Raw genomic sequence first — 16,790 nt, 5'->3', positions numbered from 1 at the left:
ACATTTTCAGGAGGGGGAGAGGGAGGACAAAAAAACAGCCTGCATGGAAGCGGGCTGTCGAATGGGTCAATCGCTCGTGTTCAAAATTCTCTTTTCCCCGGTAATCTCTTGAATCGGGGCGATGTTCTGGGTGAATTCCAAAGTTCCGATATAGCGGCCGTTTTCATCGCGTACGGCAAAATAGCGGATGAACACGTATTTGTCTTTAAATTTGATCCAAAAGTCTTCAACGTCTTTTTTGCCTGATTTAAAGTCGTCAAGAAGTTTGTTGACGATGTGGACGCTTGCCGGCGGATGGCAGTTTTGGACGGTCCGGCCGATTACGGCTTTTGTCCTTGCGAAAATCCGTTCCTTTCCGTGTGAAAAATAGCGGACCACATCGTTTTCATCGATGAAGGTGATATCGACCGGAAGATGGTTCATCATGTGCTCAAGCTGGGTCACGGACAGAATACCAGTAGGGAGCCTGACATATCCGTCAGCCGCTTCTTCTGTTGTTTTGAGCTGATGGCGTTCAGGCTTCCACACCGTTTCCGGAGCAGTCAGGCAATATCCGATCTCGTCGCTTTCAGCCGCGATTTTCAGCCATTCGTCTTCTGTCAGCGTTCTGAGCGCCATCGGCAAGAGGATATTTTCTTCTTTATAAATCATTTCCGTGCCTTCTTGAATGATAAACGTTAGCTCGCGGATGACTTCATCTTTTTTGTCCGGCGTATACTCTTCCAACAAACGCTTCACTTCTTTGATGCTCTTGCGGATAAAATCATCGACAGCCCACATTACTTGGCTGGGCCCTGTAATTCCGTACTTTTCTAAATAGGGGAAGAGAAGATTTTCTTTTCTGCTGTAATGTTTGTCGACATCGGCGAGCAAGTTTAAGTCTGTGAGCAGCTTGAGAATGTTGTCGCGGTGATCTTCTTTTTCAAAACGTTCCAAATGAAGCTGCATTTTAAAGTTCAAAAGGAGGTCGATTTCTTTATTTTCTTTCATAAAAGTATGAACGGGATGGCCTAGCTGCTTATCGGCGTCAGCGCGGTGAATGTCTTCAATCGATCCTTTAAACACAGCGGCGTGAACGGAACAAAGCTCTTGAATTTCTTCGGGGGTAATGCCTTCTTCCTTCATTAACGCCTGTTCCAGCTGAGCGATTTCTTCAGCATTGACTGAACCGAACGCCTTTTCAAACCGTTTTTTGACGTCGGCAAGCGGTTTTCCTTTATGAAGGTCGATGATGATTTCTTTCAGAAGCTGCTTTTTTTCCTCTGGCAGACCTTGCTGCGTTTCCCGGTTGTTAATCATTTCGCTCATTGTTTTTCTCCTTTCCAAACGGGGTCAAATTCGTGCGCTTTCAATATGTCTAAGACATGCGGCCATTCGATTTGCATCATTCGTGCGCCTTTCGGAATCGTCACGATACGCCCGGCTGTTTCCAGCATGCCGGGCTTCGTTATGTTTTTAAACCCGGCTTCCTTCATCACGGCTTTTAGTTCAGGATGCAATGTGCAAAGTTCGTATACGGAATCGTTCAAATCAATTTTTTTATTATGCAGAGGGATCACATCCTTTGATAGTGATGATCATTCTCATCTATACCGTAATACAAGTATGCTGAAAAAAATGTGACGTACATCACATTTTTTTCAGCGCAAAGCCTTCGGAATATAAATACAGCTCGGGTCGCTTTCCAGATAATCGCCTGTCAGAGCATAGGCACGTGAGCGCGAACCGCCGCACACATGGCGGAATTCACAGACGCCGCATTTTCCTTTAAATCCGTCCGGATTTCGCAAATCCTTAAAGATCGGTGATTCGCGATAAATCTCAGCCAGCGGCTGTTCGCGGATGTTTCCGGCTTTAAACGGCAGGAGTCCGCTTGGATATACATCGCCGATATGGGAGATAAACATAAAGCCGTTGCCATCGTTCACACCTTTCGGAGCCCGGCCCAATCCGCCGATCGCATCCATTTTCCCTTTCTGCAATGCGTGTTCATAGCGGATTTTCATGTTGGGGTCTTTCGCTTCCCGCATTTTTTGTTGAATAACGACCCGTCGGTAGTGCTGGGCTGCTGTCGTTTTGATGTCAAAAGGCGCTTCTTTTGCCAAACGGCTGAGCCAAAGAAAGACTTTTTCATGGTCCACCGGCGAAATCATATCTTCCCGCTTCGCGCGGCCTGTCGGGACGAGAAAAAATACACTCCATAATACACAGTTCAATTCTTCGATCAGCTTTGCCATTTCATCCAGGTAATCGATGTTATAAGCGGATATAACGGTATTAATCTGCAGAGGCAGATGGCATTCATGAATGTAGCGTATGGCCTTCATGGTCAGGTCAAAGGAACCGTCCGTTCCTCGAAAATGATCATGAATCTCTCGGGTTGGACCGTCCAAGCTGAACGCCCATCGGGATAAGCCGATTTCTTTTGCTGATTGAATCGCTTCTCTTGTAACATTCGGCGTGGCACTCGGGGTCATGGAGACGCGAACCCCTTTTTGGACGGCATACTCAATAATGGCGAATACGTCGTCTCTCATTAAAGGGTCACCCCCTGTCAGCACGAGGAGGGGATTGTCCATCGCATGAATTTGATCAATTAAATCTTTTCCCTCTTTCAGGGTGAGCTCCCGCGGATCGCGTTTATTTTGAGCCGATGCCCGGCAATGAAGGCACTTGAGCTCGCACGCTCTTGTCAGCTCCCAAATGACGATAAACGGAGACTTGTCGAAATCGCAATGTATCATCTTTCATCTGTCCTTTCGTTTGCATTCATGTGTATCGTAGCGGAAATGAAAAAGAAAAAAAGTTAAGTAGATCACATTTAGAAAAGGAAGGGAAAGAAGGGGGAGGCCCTTCTCACGCGTCGTCTTCTGCGGAGGAGTTGAGGTAACGCAAAAAAAGCTGGTAGGAAAAATACAAATTCTGCTGAAGCAGCATGAGAAAGTTCGTCTGTAATTGGCGGTTATAAGTCATCATTTTTTTGAAAGTATGAAATGGAATTTCAAGTACGGCGGTTTCTGCGGCAGTGTTGACTGAAATAAACGGAGATACGAAAGGTTCGCCTTTTTGATCAATAGGGAAAACATCGCCTTTTTCCCACTCGGCGATCGTTCGGGATTCTTCTGGAAGTCTTCTGTCAGAAAAATGAACTTCCCCTTTTAAAACAAAATAGACGGATTGCGAATGAAGGAACGATCGCGAATGCTGAGATGGCTGGATATCGATCACCTTCCCGTTTTTCAGCAGCCTTTTGATGATCGGAAGGGGAACCCCGAGAAACATAGGAAGATTTTTCAGAAACAATAAGTAGTCAAACCGGTCCATGGTATATCCTCCTTCTATATATTAGCATTTAGTATAAAGCGCCGGGCTGGAGGGCGCAGTGATTTATTTCACACGCCTGTATGCAAAATGTCACTGTGTAAAAAAGACGAAACTTTTATAATGTAATAGAAAAGAAGGGAGGATGCGTGATGAAAGTGTTCATACCGAAGCAGCACGGCGCCTGGGCGATGCTTGTCATCCCGTTTGTTCTCGGCATGTTCGCCGGAGGCGCGGGTGTAAAGCATATTCCGCTGTTCTGCGGATGGCTGTTTCTATATCTTGCGGCATTTCCGGCTACGATGATGGTGAAGAAGAAAAATATCGTTTACTATCAAAAATGGGTTCTCATCTACGGCATTCCGGCCATCGTTTTCCTGCTTATTTCGGTCTGGCTGGAGCCGCGGCTCGTTTTTCTCGGGCTGCCGCTGTTTCCGCTCTTTCTCATCAATCTTTATTATGCGAAAAGAAACAACGACAGGGCGCTTTTAAATGATATTGCTGCAATCCTTGTTTTCAGCGCGGGCGGGCTTGCGAGCTTCTGGATGGGAGCGGGGAAGCTTGATGGTGAAGCATTGTTTGTTTTTATCCAGTCCGCTTTGTTTTTCATAGGGAGCGCCTTTTATGTCAAGTCGATGATCCGCGAAAAGAAAAACAATCGGTTTAAACTTTATTCATGGGGATACCACGTATTCCTGCCGTTCATCTCGCTGGCCGCGGGGGCAGGATGGGCCGTGCTTGGTGTAGTGCCGAGCAGTTTCAGAGCGTGGTTTTTACATGGAAGGAAACTGTCGATTAAGACAATTGGAATCTCAGAGCTGGTGAATGCCTGTTTCTTTATGGCCGTGTTGATCGTTTTTCTGCTGCAAACGTAAAAAACAAGGACACTGTGCTTCATGTCCTTGTTTGTTTTCGTTTTTTCAGTCGATATTGCAGATGTCGAGCGGGCAGTTTTCACAGTCGATTTCGCGTTTTAAATAGTTGAGCTGATGAATGACGATTTTTCCCGAGTCCTCAATTGAAATGACACCGTTCTTCCGGAGGTCGCTCAGCATGCGGTTGATGCTCTCCCTTGCGGCGGCACAGAATTTTGCCAGATCCTGGTTCGTCAGCACAATATTGATGAGAATCCCGTCGCTTCTTGTGATGCCGTAGCTGTTTGCGAGACGGATCAAGGTGGAGTAGAGCGCGCCTTTTTTACCATTCAGCAAAAGGTCGCGGATTTTCGATTGAATCTTTCGCAAATGCGTGCTCATCCATTTCATAAACTCAAACGTCAGTGCACCGTTTTGAATGAGTTCTTTTTCAAGCTTATCTTTATTGATGACCAACACTTCGCCATCAGAGAGGATCTTTGCGCTCAGCATATATTTCGCATCTTCTGTAAAAAGCGTAAGCTCCCCGACAATATCATTTTTTTTGCACATTCTGAGTGTCAGTTCTTTGCCATCGGACGTCAATTTGCCGATTTGGACAAGTCCCGACTGAATAAGATACAGTTCCTCCGCATCCATCCCTTCTTGAAAAAGGAATGTGTCCTGCCTGATTTTTCGTCGTGTACTGATTGATTCCAGCAAGTGATGCAGATCGTCTGAGAGCAAATCTGTGTCTGATTTTCTAACAGAAATATTCATTGAGCGTCACCCCTTTAGCAGTTCTTATTTTAACGTTAAATAAGGCTGAGTGACCTTTTAAATATAAACAATATTGTGAACTTATGAATAAAGTCCCAAAAAAGAGCCTGAGCACATCAGCTCAAGGCTCCTTTTGCAGGAAAGGTTTATAAATGGTTCGTCTTCGTTTTGGTCGATGTTTTGTTCACTTCCTGAAAATACATCCAGACCACGATCACAAAGCTGGCAAGGGCTGCTTCTGACAGCGCCATGAATCCGATCGCATAATGGCCGGTTGCCTGAAAAACGCTTGACAGGATGAGTGGCGGGAAGAATCCTCCCAAGCCGCCCATCGCTGATACAATCCCATTGACGATGCCGGCCTGATTTGAAAAATAAAGCGGCACAAGCTTAAAGATGATCCCGTTTCCAAGACCGGCGCACACGGCAACGGTTAATACCCCAAATCCGTAAAGTCCGAGGCTGGGTGAAAAGGCCAATAAAATCCCTGACAAGGTACAGCCGGCAAATACATACATCAACAGCTTCAGCGGGTTGAATTTGTCCGCGAGCCAGCCGCCGACAGGCCTCAGAAAAGTTGCGACAGCGATAAATCCGGCGGTTCTAAGCCCTGAATCAACGGGATCAAGCCCGAAGTGATTAACAAGAAAGTTCGGAAGATAAATCGTAAACGCGACGAAAGATCCGAATGTAATGAAGTAAAACAAGCTTAAAAACCATAATGTCTGATTTCGGTAGACTGCCTTCATTTGCTCTGTTACAGAAACCGTCACTTTTGTTTCTTTTCGATCTCCAAGGATAAAGTTCAATAAAGCGAATACGGCGACTAACACGATGTACATCCGCACCGTATTTTCCCACCCGGCTGTCTTTGCTACGACAGGAGCGGCAAACGTGGTAATCGCTGTACCGACGTTCCCGGCGCCGTAGATCCCATTGACAAACCCGTGTTTTTCTTTAGGGTAGTATTTCGGCAATGATGTGACCCCGATGGAAAAGACCGCTCCGCCGATGCCGAGGAAGAATCCGCCAAGGATCAAGTCGAACAGCGAATCGGCTGTGCTGATCCAAAAAATCGGGAACAGAAGCAGCACAAAGCTGATCATGAACGTGATTCTCGCACCGAATCTGTTTGTGTAGTATCCCAGCGGAATCCTCAGAAGCGAGCCGAGTATGACCGGAATGGCCGTGACAAGGGATATCTCACTGTCTGTCAGGGCGATGTCCTGCTTAATGTGGGGCATTAAAGAGGAAATCAACACCCAAACCATAAATCCTGCGACTAAACTAAATGACTGCAGCGGTAATTGTATTTTTTGACGATTTACCATTGCGTTTTTGCTCCTTTCAAAGGGAAAAATGAATAAATCAATCAGCATGTTTATCTTACAAAAAGTCTTTTTAAAACATTGTGAATTACGTCACACGGTCATTCGTTTGATTCGTGTTTAATATCGGTAAGTGACGGATAGTAAACGGATGTAAAAAATAAATGGTTCATTTGCGGACTTTTTCGTTTATCATGAAAATAAAAAAAGGAGTGCCGCTTTTATGTTTATAAAGCTTACGCAAGAAGAAAAACAAGCGATTATCGAGGAAATCAAACGCTTTTATGTTGAAGAAAGGGGAGAAGAGGTTGGAGACATCGCGGCGATTCAAATGTTTGAATTCGTAAAGGAAAAGCTGGGCCCTTACTTTTATAATCAGGCGCTGAAGGACAGCCGCAGAGTCGTGGAAGAGAAGGCAGCGGCGATTGAAGAAGAGCTCTTTGCGCTGGAGCGCCGCCTGTGACAACGCGCTCTCCTTTAGCAAAACCGAAGGGATTGAAAGACCAATGGAGTTTCTGAAGCAATTTATGATTTTCAGCGGGCTGAATGATGAAGAGTTCAAACAAATCGAGCAAATCGCGGTCAAGCGCACCTATCAGCCGAGAATGTTTGTTTTTATGGAAGGGGAAGAGAGGGAAGCGGTATTCTTCATTAAATCCGGTCTTGTTAAAGCCTTTAAAATCGATGAAGACGGCAATGAGCAAGTGATTTCGATTCTGCAAAGCGGGGATATGTTCCCCCATGTCGGCTTTTTTGACCGCTCCCCATACCCGGCAACAGCCGAAGCCGTTCAGGAAACCGAGTTGATCGTAATCCGCATCGCTGATTTTAATGAACTTTTGATGAAATATCCGGAAATGACAATAAAAGTGATGCAAATCATGGGGAAAAAGATTCTCGATTTGCAAGAGCGGATCCAGGGTTTTATTTCAAAAGATGTCCAGCACCGCTTGACGCATGTATTAATGAAGCTCGCTGCAGAACACGGCATTCCTCAAGAAAAAGGGGTCTACATCAGCCTGCCCATTACCAATCAGGATTTTGCGAACATGGTCGGAACGTCAAGGGAAACAATTAACCGCACATTAAATGAAATGAAAAAGAAAAATCTGTTGACAGCTGACAGGAGCGGAATTTTCATACATGATACAGACTGGCTGAACGGCTGCAATTGAAGAATAAGATGAAGGCTTTCCATTGAACAACAGATGGAAAGCCTGTTTTTATTTTGTTCACAAATCCGCCATTATTTAAGTGATCTGGTTCACAACCGGTGTGCTGCATATCCAGTATCTTAGGACATGCAAAATCAAAAAAGGAGTGAACCGCAATGGAAGTTCAAAGAAAGACGGTGCCCGTTAAAAAAGCATCAAAAAACGGTTTTTTGAAATCTGTTCTCGTCTTTACTTTAATCGTTAGTTTTTCGGTGCTGCTTTTGGGAGGCTATTGGATCTTCAAAGGACTTGCACCAAGACCAGTTGAAGTGTCCGGGCCAAACGGAGAGGTGCTCATGACCAAATCGTCCATTTCAGGCGGTCAGGCCGTATTTCAAAAATACGCGCTGATGGATTATGGCACGATTTTGGGGCACGGATCTTACATGGGGCCTGATTACACGGCCGAAGCCCTGAAAATCTATACGGAAGGGATGCAGGATTTTAAGGCGGAGGCACGATACGGCAAGCGCTTTAAACAACTTTCAGATGAAAAGCAGTCCACCATCCGGAATCAAGTCATCCGCGAAATGAGAAAAAACCGTTATAATCGCGCGTCAGATACATTGAAGCTGACAGATGCGCAGGTTTATGGATTGCAGCAAGTGCGTGATCATTACCGCAATGTCTTTACAAAAGGAGACGGCTGGGGGCTTGAGCCCGGTTTAATTAAAGAAAGCCACATGCCTAAACGCGACAGAGCGTGGGTTGACAGCGAAGACCAAATCACGCAGATCTCCGATTTTATCTTCTGGACGGCATGGCTTTCCAGTACATTAAGGCCTGGCGACGACATTACGTACACGAACAACTGGCCGTATGATGAAGATGCCGGAAACACGATGTCATTTGCCGCCGTTTGGTGGAGCGGCGCAAGCGTCACCATCCTTATTTTATTTGTCGGCATTATTCTATTCGTGTTTTACCGTTACAAGCTTGGAATGAAAGAGGCTTATCAGGAAGGGGCGTTTCCGGTATTTGATCTGGATAAACAGCCGCTTACGGCATCACAGGTTAAAACCGGAAAATATTTCGCCGTTGTGTCGCTGCTGTTTTTTGTTCAGGCCATGTTCGGAGCTTTGCTTGCCCACTATTATATTGAGCCGGACAGCTTTTTTGGGATCGATTGGATCAGGGATATGTTGCCATTCAGCATATCTAAGGGATTTCACCTCCAGCTGGCGATCTTCTGGATTGCGACTTCATGGCTCGGTATGGGCATTTATGCAGCGCCGCTTGTCGGAGGCCGCGAGCCGAAAAGGCAGGGGCTGCTTGTCGATATTCTGTTTTGGGCGCTGATCGTCCTTGTCGGCGGAAGCATGGCTGGCGAATGGCTCGGAGCGAAAGGCCTTTTAGGAAACAACTGGTTCTTATTCGGCCACCAAGGAATGGAATATATTGAACTCGGCCGCTTCTGGCAGGTCATTCTCGCACTCGGCATGCTGATATGGCTGTTTATCGTTTTCAGAGGCATTAAGAGCGGCCTCAAGCGGGAATCTGATAAAGGCGGTTTGATTCATCTGCTGTTTTATTCTTCGATCGCCATTCCGCTGTTTTACGGTGCAGCCTTTTTCTTTAATCCCGGCACAAATATTACAATGTCGGATTTTTGGCGGTGGTGGATTATCCATCTTTGGGTGGAAGGGATTTTTGAAGTCTTTGCCGTCGTGGTCATCGGCTTTTTGCTCGTGCAAATGAACCTGGTTACGAAAAAATCGACCGTCAGAACGCTTTATTTTCAACTGACGATCCTGCTGGGGAGCGGTGTCATCGGGATCGGACATCATTACTATTACAACGGTTCTTCCGAAGTTTGGATCGGCCTCGGTTCCGTCTTCTCATGCCTGGAAGTGATTCCTCTTACCCTGCTTGTATTGGAAGCTTATGAACAATACAAGATGATGAAAGACGGAGGCCATCATTTCCCGTATAAAGCAACGTTCTGGTTCTTGATTTCAACGGCGATCTGGAATCTGGTCGGTGCAGGGGTATTGGGCTTTTTGATCAATCTGCCTGCTGTCAGCTATTTTGAGCACGGCCAGTTCCTGACACCTGCCCACGGGCACGGGGCGATGATGGGCGTGTACGGCATGTTTGCCATTGCTGTCTGGCTGTATACGCTGCGCAATATCGCCAAAAAAGAAGCGTGGAATGATAAATGGCTGAAAATAGCCTGCTGGTCGCTGAACATCGGCTTGTTCGGAATGGTGTTTATCAATTTGTTGCCGGTCGGTTTTCTTCAATTGAAAAAAGCGTTTGAAGACGGGTACTGGAGCTCAAGGGCGCCTGAGTTTTTACAGCAGGATACGGTGCAAACGCTGCTGACTTGGAGGGCTGTGCCGGATACGATCTTTTTAGCCGGAATCGTGATTTTGGTCATATTCAGCATCAGAGCATTATTCCATCTCCGCAAACCGACGCATCAGGAAGGAGAAGCGCTTCCAGTTAAAGACATTGCTTCAGATGAATAGATAAACAAAAAGACAGAGGAAGTGAAATCCTCTGTCTTTTTATTTTATTGATTGGCTTCCGCTTCAAGCCGCGGGAACAAAATATTGTTTTCCAGGTGAATGTGCTGAAAAAGATCTGTTTCCAATTCATCAAGCTTTAAGTAAGTCAGTGTATATGTTGTGCATGCCCCTTCAGGAAGGGTATAGTCATTGGTCACTTTTCTCAGTTCCTTCAAGATGCTGCCTGCGGCTTCATGCTCTTGTTCAAGGACGTCGATCGCCTGAACCGCTTCTGCCAGGCTGTCCATTGATCGCGTCTCTTCATAGGCCGTCACTTTCGGGAAAATGAGTTCCTCTTCCTGAAAGAGATGGTGTTCCAGTTCAGTTTTCAGCTGATGGAACAATTGATGGACCTGGGCGAGTTCCGGATGATGGATGCCGTGAACCCGGTAGACTTTTGTGACAAAGCCTGATAGTTCAGGAAGCACCTCATACAGGTAAGCATGGTGCGTATGAATCACATGGTCGATCAGCTGTGAATACGGGGCTTCACTCCAGTTCGTCTCTTTTGCGTTCAATGCCTTTGTCTCTTGATATAATGTATTGATTTTTGCTAAAATTTCTTCTTCATTTAAATCCTGTTCTTTTATCGCTTCGCCGATCGGGCGGTTGCCCCCGCAGCAAAAGTCGATGCGATATTCTTTCAGCAGCCTGCTGGCTCTTGGAAAACGCGTAACAATATCACCTGTTTTTGTGTTTTGATCAAATACTGCTTCCATTTGTAAAACCTCCTGAAGTGTTTTTTATGCTATGGGTTAAATGTAACGGGTTCACCGATGGAAAATCGTGATCTACATCACATTCGGGAAAAATGACAAAAAAAGCAATAAGTCAGAAGAAATCGGGAAATAGCTATAGATAACTTTTCATGTTGGAGGCCTGCAATGGAGCATTTATCCTGGCTTACATTTACGATGCTGATTCTCGCCAGTTACCGGCTAACTCATTTGATTGTTTTTGACAAGATCACGGAGTTTATCCGGAAACCGTTCATGAAGAAAAAGCAGACGGTTGATGAACAAGGGCATGTAGAAACGAAAAAAGTGCCGAAATCAAACTTCGGCTATTTGCTGAATTGCTATTGGTGCGCAGGGATATGGTGCGCTTTGATCATTGCTGTCGGGTATCTGATTGTCCCAAAAACGATATTCCCGTTAATTTTAATTTTATCGGTCGCAGGTGGACAGGCGATTCTTGAAACGTTTGTCGGTGTCGCAACAAAACTTGTCAGCTTTTTCTCTGATTTAAAGAAATAAACCATTCCAAGCGGATGGTTTTATTTTTTTGACAATAAAGTGACACAAACATCAGAGAGAACATGTCCGCTTTGTGAACTTTTTACAGCGATTTTTTCCCGGTTGCCGCATTTTAGGCAGAGGGAAGACATTATTTTGAAGAAGAATCAGGTTTTAAAATTTCGAATTGAGAGAAAAAGGAAGCACAAAGTCCCCGGTCATACTTTTTTAGCTTTTCATCATTAGCATTCAGACCTCCCATTTCATACGAAAAGAGGAAATAGATAGATTTTCAAAACGAAAAAAACGTGAAATATGGTTGATAGACAATCAATGAATAGTTTTTTTACAATCAGTAACGTGCTACAAGCCAAGAAAGGGGTGAAAATGTCTGCCAGAAAGTGTTTTTGGAAAATAACATCATTGGAGGAAAAAGAATGTCATACATGAAACGTTCCATTTCTGTCTTCATCGCCTGCTTCATGGTAGCAACACTCGGCATCAGCGGTATCATCGCACCTAAAGCGTCTGCCGCTTCTCAAACACCCGTTGCTGTAAACGGACAGCTCACCTTGAAAGGTACGCAGCTCGTCAATCAAAAAGGAAAAGCGGTTCAGCTGAAAGGAATCAGTTCACACGGGCTGCAGTGGTATGGCGATTATGTCAACAAAGACTCGTTAAAATGGCTGAGAGACGACTGGGGCATCAATGTCTTCCGCGCGGCTATGTATACGGGTGAAGGCGGCTATATTGACAATCCGTCGGTTAAAAACAAAGTGAAGGAAGCCGTCGAAGCCGCAAAAGAACTCGGAATCTATGTGATCATCGACTGGCACATACTGAGCGACGGCAATCCAAACCAAAACAAAGCGAAAGCAAAAGAGTTTTTCAACGAAATGTCAAGGCTTTACGGCAAGACGCCAAACGTCATTTTTGAAATTGCTAACGAGCCGAACGGCGATGTCAACTGGAACCGTGACATTAAACCTTACGCTGAAGACATTTTGTCCGTGATCCGCAAAAATTCTCCGAAAAATATTGTGATCGTTGGGACAGGCACTTGGAGCCAAGATGTCAACGATGCGGCGGACAATCAGCTGAAAGACGGCAATGTCATGTACGCGCTCCATTTTTATGCGGGTACGCACGGTCAGTCTTTGCGGGATAAAGCAGACTATGCACTCAGCAAAGGAGCGCCGATTTTCGTCACAGAATGGGGAACGAGCGATGCTTCCGGAAACGGCGGTGTCTACCTCGACCAATCCAGGGAGTGGCTGAAATATTTAGACAGCAAAAAAATCAGCTGGGTAAACTGGAGCTTGTGCGACAAACAAGAGTCGTCAGCTGCTTTAAACTCCGGCGCCTCTAAAAAGGGAGGATGGTCTCAATCCGACTTATCCTCATCAGGTAAATTCGTCAGGGAAAACATCCGCAGCGGATCAAACGGTTCGTCAGGAGACTCTGGATCGGATTCGAAAGGGTCAGATCAAAAAGACCAGAAAAAGGATCAGGATAAACCAGGTCAAGACAGCGGCGCTGCAGCCAACACGATAGCAGTACAATACAGAGCGGGGGACAACAATGTAAACGGCAACCAAATCCGCCCTCAGCTCAACATTAAAAACAACAGCAAAAAAACCGTGTCTTTAAATCGAATCACTGTCCGCTATTGGTATAAAACGAATCACAAAGGACAAAATTTTGACTGCGACTATGCCCAAATCGGCTGCAGCAAAATCACGCACAAATTCGTCCAATTAAAAAAAGCGGTAAACGGAGCAGACACGTATCTTGAAGTAGGATTTAAAAACGGTACATTAGCGCCGGGTGCAAGTACAGGCGAAATCCAGATCCGTCTTCACAATGACAACTGGAGCAATTATGCCCAAAGCGGCGACTATTCATTTTCTTCAGGTTCAAACACGTTTAAAAATACGAAAAAAATCACGTTGTATGAGAATGGAAAACTGATTTGGGGCGCTGAACCTAAATAACGGCACTTTAACGGACACCGAATTTGGTGTCCGTTTTCGTATATATTATAATGGAAGGAATGAGGAATATTTTTGTAAACATGAAAGGAGATGGATGTATGAATGAAACATTGCAGCAATACATGATGCTTGTCAAGGAAAACTACGACACGATCAATGGACCTGATTACGCAGGCAAAGAGGAAGACATTGAAAAGCGAAAAAAACAAATCGAGCTTTACGCCAAAACGCTCCAGCAAGGTTTTTCAACAGATGACGACTATGATGAATTCGCAGATGCCGTGATTAAATGCGCATACGGAGATCTGACAATGGAAGAATTAGAAACGGTTTATCGGGAATTAACGTCTTCATAATCAATAAAATAAGGGGGAGAAGAACCATGAAAGATACGATCATGAAGACAGACCGGATGATTTTGCGAAAAATGAGGCGTGATGACGCGGAAAACCTGCTCGAAATCTTTTCTGACCCGACAGCCATGGAATATTATCCATCGACAAAGAATGAAAAACAGACATTGCACTGGATCGACTGGACGCTTGAAAACTATGAAAAACACGGAACCGGTCTGTGGGTTGCCGAACATAAACAAACAGGCGAATTTCTAGGTCAATGCGGCATCGTGCCACAGGAAGTCGAAGGATCGGACGAAATGGAAATCGGCTATTTGTTTAAACGGAGCTTCTGGAAAAACGGCTATGCAACCGAAGCGGCATCAGCATGCAAACAGTATGGATTTGAGGCATTTCACCTGAAAAAAATCGTATCTTTACCTGATGCGAAAAATCTGCCGTCCAGAAAAGTTGCCGAACGAATCGGCATGACTTTAGAAAAAACGATACATAAATGGGGAAAAGAAATTGCCGTATATTCAGTTTATCGATAAAATTTTTTATTCTGTCTCACTAACTTGAGTATACTTTGAGATCGAGACAGAATTTCTTTTCAATCCTTAACTTCCGAGAATATATATTATGTAAACTAGAAAAAATGAAGGTCATGATTATGCAATGTTCCTCCATCAGCTGTACGACACAAAACCCTTGGTTGCATTAGCCCTTGAACTACTTTCACTAAACAGTTCTTTGACATAAAATGCAGCCATAATTTCCATTCCTATAACCCATTCTTCGCAAACTCCTTTAACTTACATTGTAATTTTGGCTGGTTCTCTCAACTTTACTTTACTGATTTTGAAATGTTCACAACATTATATGTAATAGTTCATTGACTCCAACATCAGCATTCACATGTAATGTATTAACTTCATTCCATACATTAAGCATGCAGTTTGCATATTCATTTAGTTTTAATTGGACGCGATTCTCCCAAATCAACACTCATCTCAGTATCTAGACAAAAGCTTGTATCACTTAAAAACAATGCCTGAAATATGAGAGAGCCGATAACCGCGTAATAGGGTTATCGGCTCTGTGTCTGTACGGCTAGCTCTTTGACATGCGTTTATCAGCAACCTCTCGGCTATGTCACTTGTTGCTGGTCTTCTTGATCAAGTCCACGCCATCGTATGCCAGACTTTCCACATTTGCAGCCTTCTGCAGTATGTAATGATCAAAAAAGTTCTTCGTATAGTTTGTAACAAGATTTCGCATCTCCATAGTATCCCGTTCGCCTCTGAGTTCCTCATTAACACTGGTAAACACGATGTCGCAGTAATCTAAATGCGCAGCACGATCAACAGAGAAATAATAGGTTTCCATGCTGTTGTTAGCGCCAATGATCGCATTCATATTATAGTTAGGTTCAGAAAACAGTAGCAAAAAGGGTTTCTTCAGGTCGCTGTCGCGAAGGCCGAACGCACCGCTATCCAAGCCAATCCCGCAGGCGAACCGGTCGTCGTCCCGGCAAACAATCGCCGTCGTAGGCCCTCCATAAGAATGTCCGACTATGCCCATGCCGATGTCAAGCAACAATCTGCCCTTAAAGATGGAATTCAGTTCTCCAGAGTCCAGTTTGTAAAGATAATCGGCTACATACCTTACATCTTCTGCCTGTAATTCACTATACTCTGTTAACTTGGCAAGTATCGGCAGTGTAAGCACGTTACGGCACATCTCAATGGCAGTTTCATCGTCAGGCCGCATCTCCATCTTACCAGCCAACGCCAGCATCTCCGGATCTTCAGAAAACGCCATAATGGCATCCGAAAAATCCTTTGATACATTAAACAGGCGCCCATCTTTACGCTTATACATCGTGCTATTCTGATGGCCGATGCTTACCACAACATATCCCATGCTTGCCAAGTCTGTACAGATCACTGTACCCCATTCTGGAGAACCGCCCCCGCCGCAAACATAGAATAACACCGGATAGCGCTTTTCCTGCGCGGAGAGAGCAAGGTCGTCGTAACACTGGGTCTTAATATCTATAGAGTAAGCATCCTTCAACGCAGTGAGAAGTGGCTGCTCATCAAGCATTTCGTAGACCTCAGGAAACATGTACGTTGATGCAGTCTTGCCTTCGCTACTGTCGGACGGATAGTACACAAACGCCGTCAGTTCTCTTTTTGAGTGGTCTGATGCCGTGTACTCAAAATCCATCTGGGTTCGACCGACAGTATAGCCGCCAATTGGTTCTGGAAATGCGTCATAAGTTTTCATTTTCTTGTTCCCCCTTAATTAATAAAAGTCAGCAAAGTACTTGCTGAAGATTCAAAGAAAAGCCACAATTAGATATAGACACTTCTTAATGGAGGTAACTTAAAATTAATTTGTTATTATAAAAATGGGGGACGGTAATAGACTAAAGTTAGTGAAATAAGAGCTTCTACAAATGAAATCGAAATGATAATCTTATGATTCACAGGTGATTTTCTAGATATTAACTTTTGACCGATATAGTTTAGGAAATAAAACACAAGAAAGAAGCATACGATTCCAAAAATAACTCCAGACAAGCGGCCTCCCCCCTTCTGCCTTTCAACCATGGATTCCAGCTCTAAATTAAATCAGATGCACCTACAATAGTCCGCGCCAAAAAATATCAAATGATATCTCTAAAGACCGTTCAAATGATTGTTTGTTTTCGTATACCAGTTGAATGTTAAGCCCGTCATAAAGCGTAATAAAGCCTATCGCACATTTCTCCGGCGGACAGTTCACATCCGATTCCTTAAAAACATTCGCTACCCGTTCTTTTAAAGTATGCAGATATAAAAGGTATTGGGCTGAAATAAAATCGCTTACTTCAGCAGGCGCCTTAAAGGACATTGCCTGCAAAAAAGCTACATTTGGCAATGCATGAAAACGGACTTGGGTTTCTTTTAAAAAGTCATATATTTGACTCTTTGCAGGCATATGTTTTCTTGAATCGAAGAATTCGTTGATAAATGAAATTTCCTCTTCCACAATCTCGGGGTATATTTCCATCAGCAGCTCTTTTTTTGACGAAAAATGATAAGCGAGAGATTGTTTTCTGATTCCCAATTCTTTTGCAATATGCGACATTTTGACTCCCTCATATCCCAATTCATTAAATTGGCGAACCGCTGTACGCTTTATATTCTCTCTGGTCAATATACCGTCCTC

17 protein-coding genes are annotated in these 16,790 nt (G+C 44.5%); 8 read left to right on the top strand and 9 right to left on the bottom strand.

Translation table 11 applies throughout. The features are described 5' to 3' along the window. Positions 1-66 precede the first annotated feature (66 nt). The 4 genes from LQ247_RS18240 to LQ247_RS18225 all read right to left on the bottom strand — a co-directional run bounded on the left by LQ247_RS18240 (position 67) and on the right by LQ247_RS18225 (position 3,324). The gene (locus tag LQ247_RS18240; RefSeq protein WP_039072739.1) at positions 67-1,308 is read right to left on the bottom strand and encodes a DUF438 domain-containing protein; all 1,242 of its coding nucleotides are present in this window, start codon (positions 1,306-1,308) and stop codon (positions 67-69) included. Further along, complete coding sequence (locus LQ247_RS18235) at positions 1,305-1,535, bottom strand: DUF1858 domain-containing protein (protein ID WP_425332689.1); 231 nt, start codon at positions 1,533-1,535, stop codon at positions 1,305-1,307. The genes LQ247_RS18240 and LQ247_RS18235 overlap by 4 nt, the downstream gene beginning before the upstream one ends. Before the next feature lie 105 nt (positions 1,536-1,640). Beyond that, a complete protein-coding gene (locus tag LQ247_RS18230; RefSeq protein ID WP_023857568.1) occupies positions 1,641-2,744 on the bottom strand; it encodes a TIGR04053 family radical SAM/SPASM domain-containing protein in 1,104 nt (367 codons plus the stop codon). A 112-nt stretch (positions 2,745-2,856) separates the two neighbouring features. Continuing rightward, positions 2,857-3,324 carry a Crp/Fnr family transcriptional regulator gene (locus tag LQ247_RS18225; RefSeq protein WP_020451634.1) on the bottom strand — a complete coding sequence of 156 codons (468 nt, stop codon included), beginning with the start codon at positions 3,322-3,324 and terminating at the stop codon, positions 2,857-2,859. Positions 3,325-3,473: 149 nt separating this feature from the next. Here LQ247_RS18225 and LQ247_RS18220 point away from each other — a divergent pair, with 149 nt between their 5' ends. Beyond that, positions 3,474-4,196 (top strand): YwiC-like family protein, encoded by a 723-nt coding sequence (locus LQ247_RS18220; RefSeq protein ID WP_095290639.1) that lies wholly within the window; start codon positions 3,474-3,476, stop codon positions 4,194-4,196. Positions 4,197-4,241: 45 nt separating this feature from the next. On the opposite strand, the gene LQ247_RS18215 is transcribed toward LQ247_RS18220, so the two are convergent. Together LQ247_RS18215 and LQ247_RS18210 are read right to left on the bottom strand one after the other, a co-directional pair. After that, positions 4,242-4,955, bottom strand: a complete 714-nt coding sequence (locus LQ247_RS18215) for a Crp/Fnr family transcriptional regulator (protein WP_020451636.1) — start codon at positions 4,953-4,955, stop codon at positions 4,242-4,244. A gap of 146 nt (positions 4,956-5,101) precedes the next feature. Further along, complete coding sequence (locus LQ247_RS18210; protein ID WP_095290642.1) at positions 5,102-6,286, bottom strand: nitrate/nitrite transporter; 1,185 nt, start codon at positions 6,284-6,286, stop codon at positions 5,102-5,104. A 220-nt stretch (positions 6,287-6,506) separates the two neighbouring features. Between LQ247_RS18210 and LQ247_RS18205 the strand changes: the two genes are divergently transcribed. From LQ247_RS18205 to LQ247_RS18195, 3 genes are all read left to right on the top strand, one after another. Beyond that, positions 6,507-6,746, top strand: a complete 240-nt coding sequence (locus LQ247_RS18205) for a DUF2164 domain-containing protein (protein WP_020451638.1) — start codon at positions 6,507-6,509, stop codon at positions 6,744-6,746. A 43-nt stretch (positions 6,747-6,789) separates the two neighbouring features. Then, positions 6,790-7,458, top strand: coding sequence for a Crp/Fnr family transcriptional regulator (locus LQ247_RS18200; RefSeq protein WP_023857565.1), 669 nt, complete (start codon positions 6,790-6,792; stop codon positions 7,456-7,458). Positions 7,459-7,613: 155 nt separating this feature from the next. Then, entirely contained in the window at positions 7,614-9,968 is a 2,355-nt protein-coding gene (locus LQ247_RS18195; protein ID WP_020451640.1) for a nitric-oxide reductase large subunit, read from the top strand. Between the two features lie 44 nt (positions 9,969-10,012). Here LQ247_RS18195 and ric read toward each other — a convergent pair whose 3' ends face one another. Further along, the gene (gene ric, locus LQ247_RS18190; protein WP_075213281.1) at positions 10,013-10,726 is read right to left on the bottom strand and encodes an iron-sulfur cluster repair di-iron protein; all 714 of its coding nucleotides are present in this window, start codon (positions 10,724-10,726) and stop codon (positions 10,013-10,015) included. A gap of 165 nt (positions 10,727-10,891) precedes the next feature. Between ric and LQ247_RS18185 the strand changes: the two genes are divergently transcribed. The 4 genes from LQ247_RS18185 (at position 10,892) to LQ247_RS18170 (ending at position 14,125) form a co-directional block, all read left to right on the top strand. Beyond that, positions 10,892-11,263: a DUF1360 domain-containing protein gene (locus LQ247_RS18185; RefSeq protein WP_020451642.1), complete on the top strand. Its 372-nt coding sequence runs from the start codon at positions 10,892-10,894 to the stop codon at positions 11,261-11,263. Between the two features lie 425 nt (positions 11,264-11,688). Beyond that, entirely contained in the window at positions 11,689-13,236 is a 1,548-nt protein-coding gene (locus tag LQ247_RS18180) for a cellulase family glycosylhydrolase (protein WP_041817446.1), read from the top strand. A gap of 98 nt (positions 13,237-13,334) precedes the next feature. After that, positions 13,335-13,592 (top strand): YnfE family protein, encoded by a 258-nt coding sequence (locus LQ247_RS18175; protein ID WP_023857562.1) that lies wholly within the window; start codon positions 13,335-13,337, stop codon positions 13,590-13,592. A gap of 26 nt (positions 13,593-13,618) precedes the next feature. Then, a complete protein-coding gene (locus tag LQ247_RS18170) occupies positions 13,619-14,125 on the top strand; it encodes a GNAT family N-acetyltransferase (protein WP_231006376.1) in 507 nt (168 codons plus the stop codon). 601 nt (positions 14,126-14,726) lie between these two features. Here LQ247_RS18170 and LQ247_RS18165 read toward each other — a convergent pair. Further along, a complete protein-coding gene (locus LQ247_RS18165) occupies positions 14,727-15,863 on the bottom strand; it encodes an alpha/beta hydrolase (protein WP_231006375.1) in 1,137 nt (378 codons plus the stop codon). A gap of 357 nt (positions 15,864-16,220) precedes the next feature. Then, positions 16,221-16,778, bottom strand: a complete 558-nt coding sequence (locus LQ247_RS18160) for a TetR/AcrR family transcriptional regulator (RefSeq protein WP_128822479.1) — start codon at positions 16,776-16,778, stop codon at positions 16,221-16,223. Positions 16,779-16,790 lie beyond the last annotated feature (12 nt).

Origin of the sequence: Bacillus sp. BS3(2021), assembly GCF_021043345.1 — a bacterium.
Lineage (GTDB): Bacteria > Bacillota > Bacilli > Bacillales > Bacillaceae > Bacillus > Bacillus paralicheniformis.
This window is presented reverse-complemented; position numbering and strand designations above follow the sequence as displayed.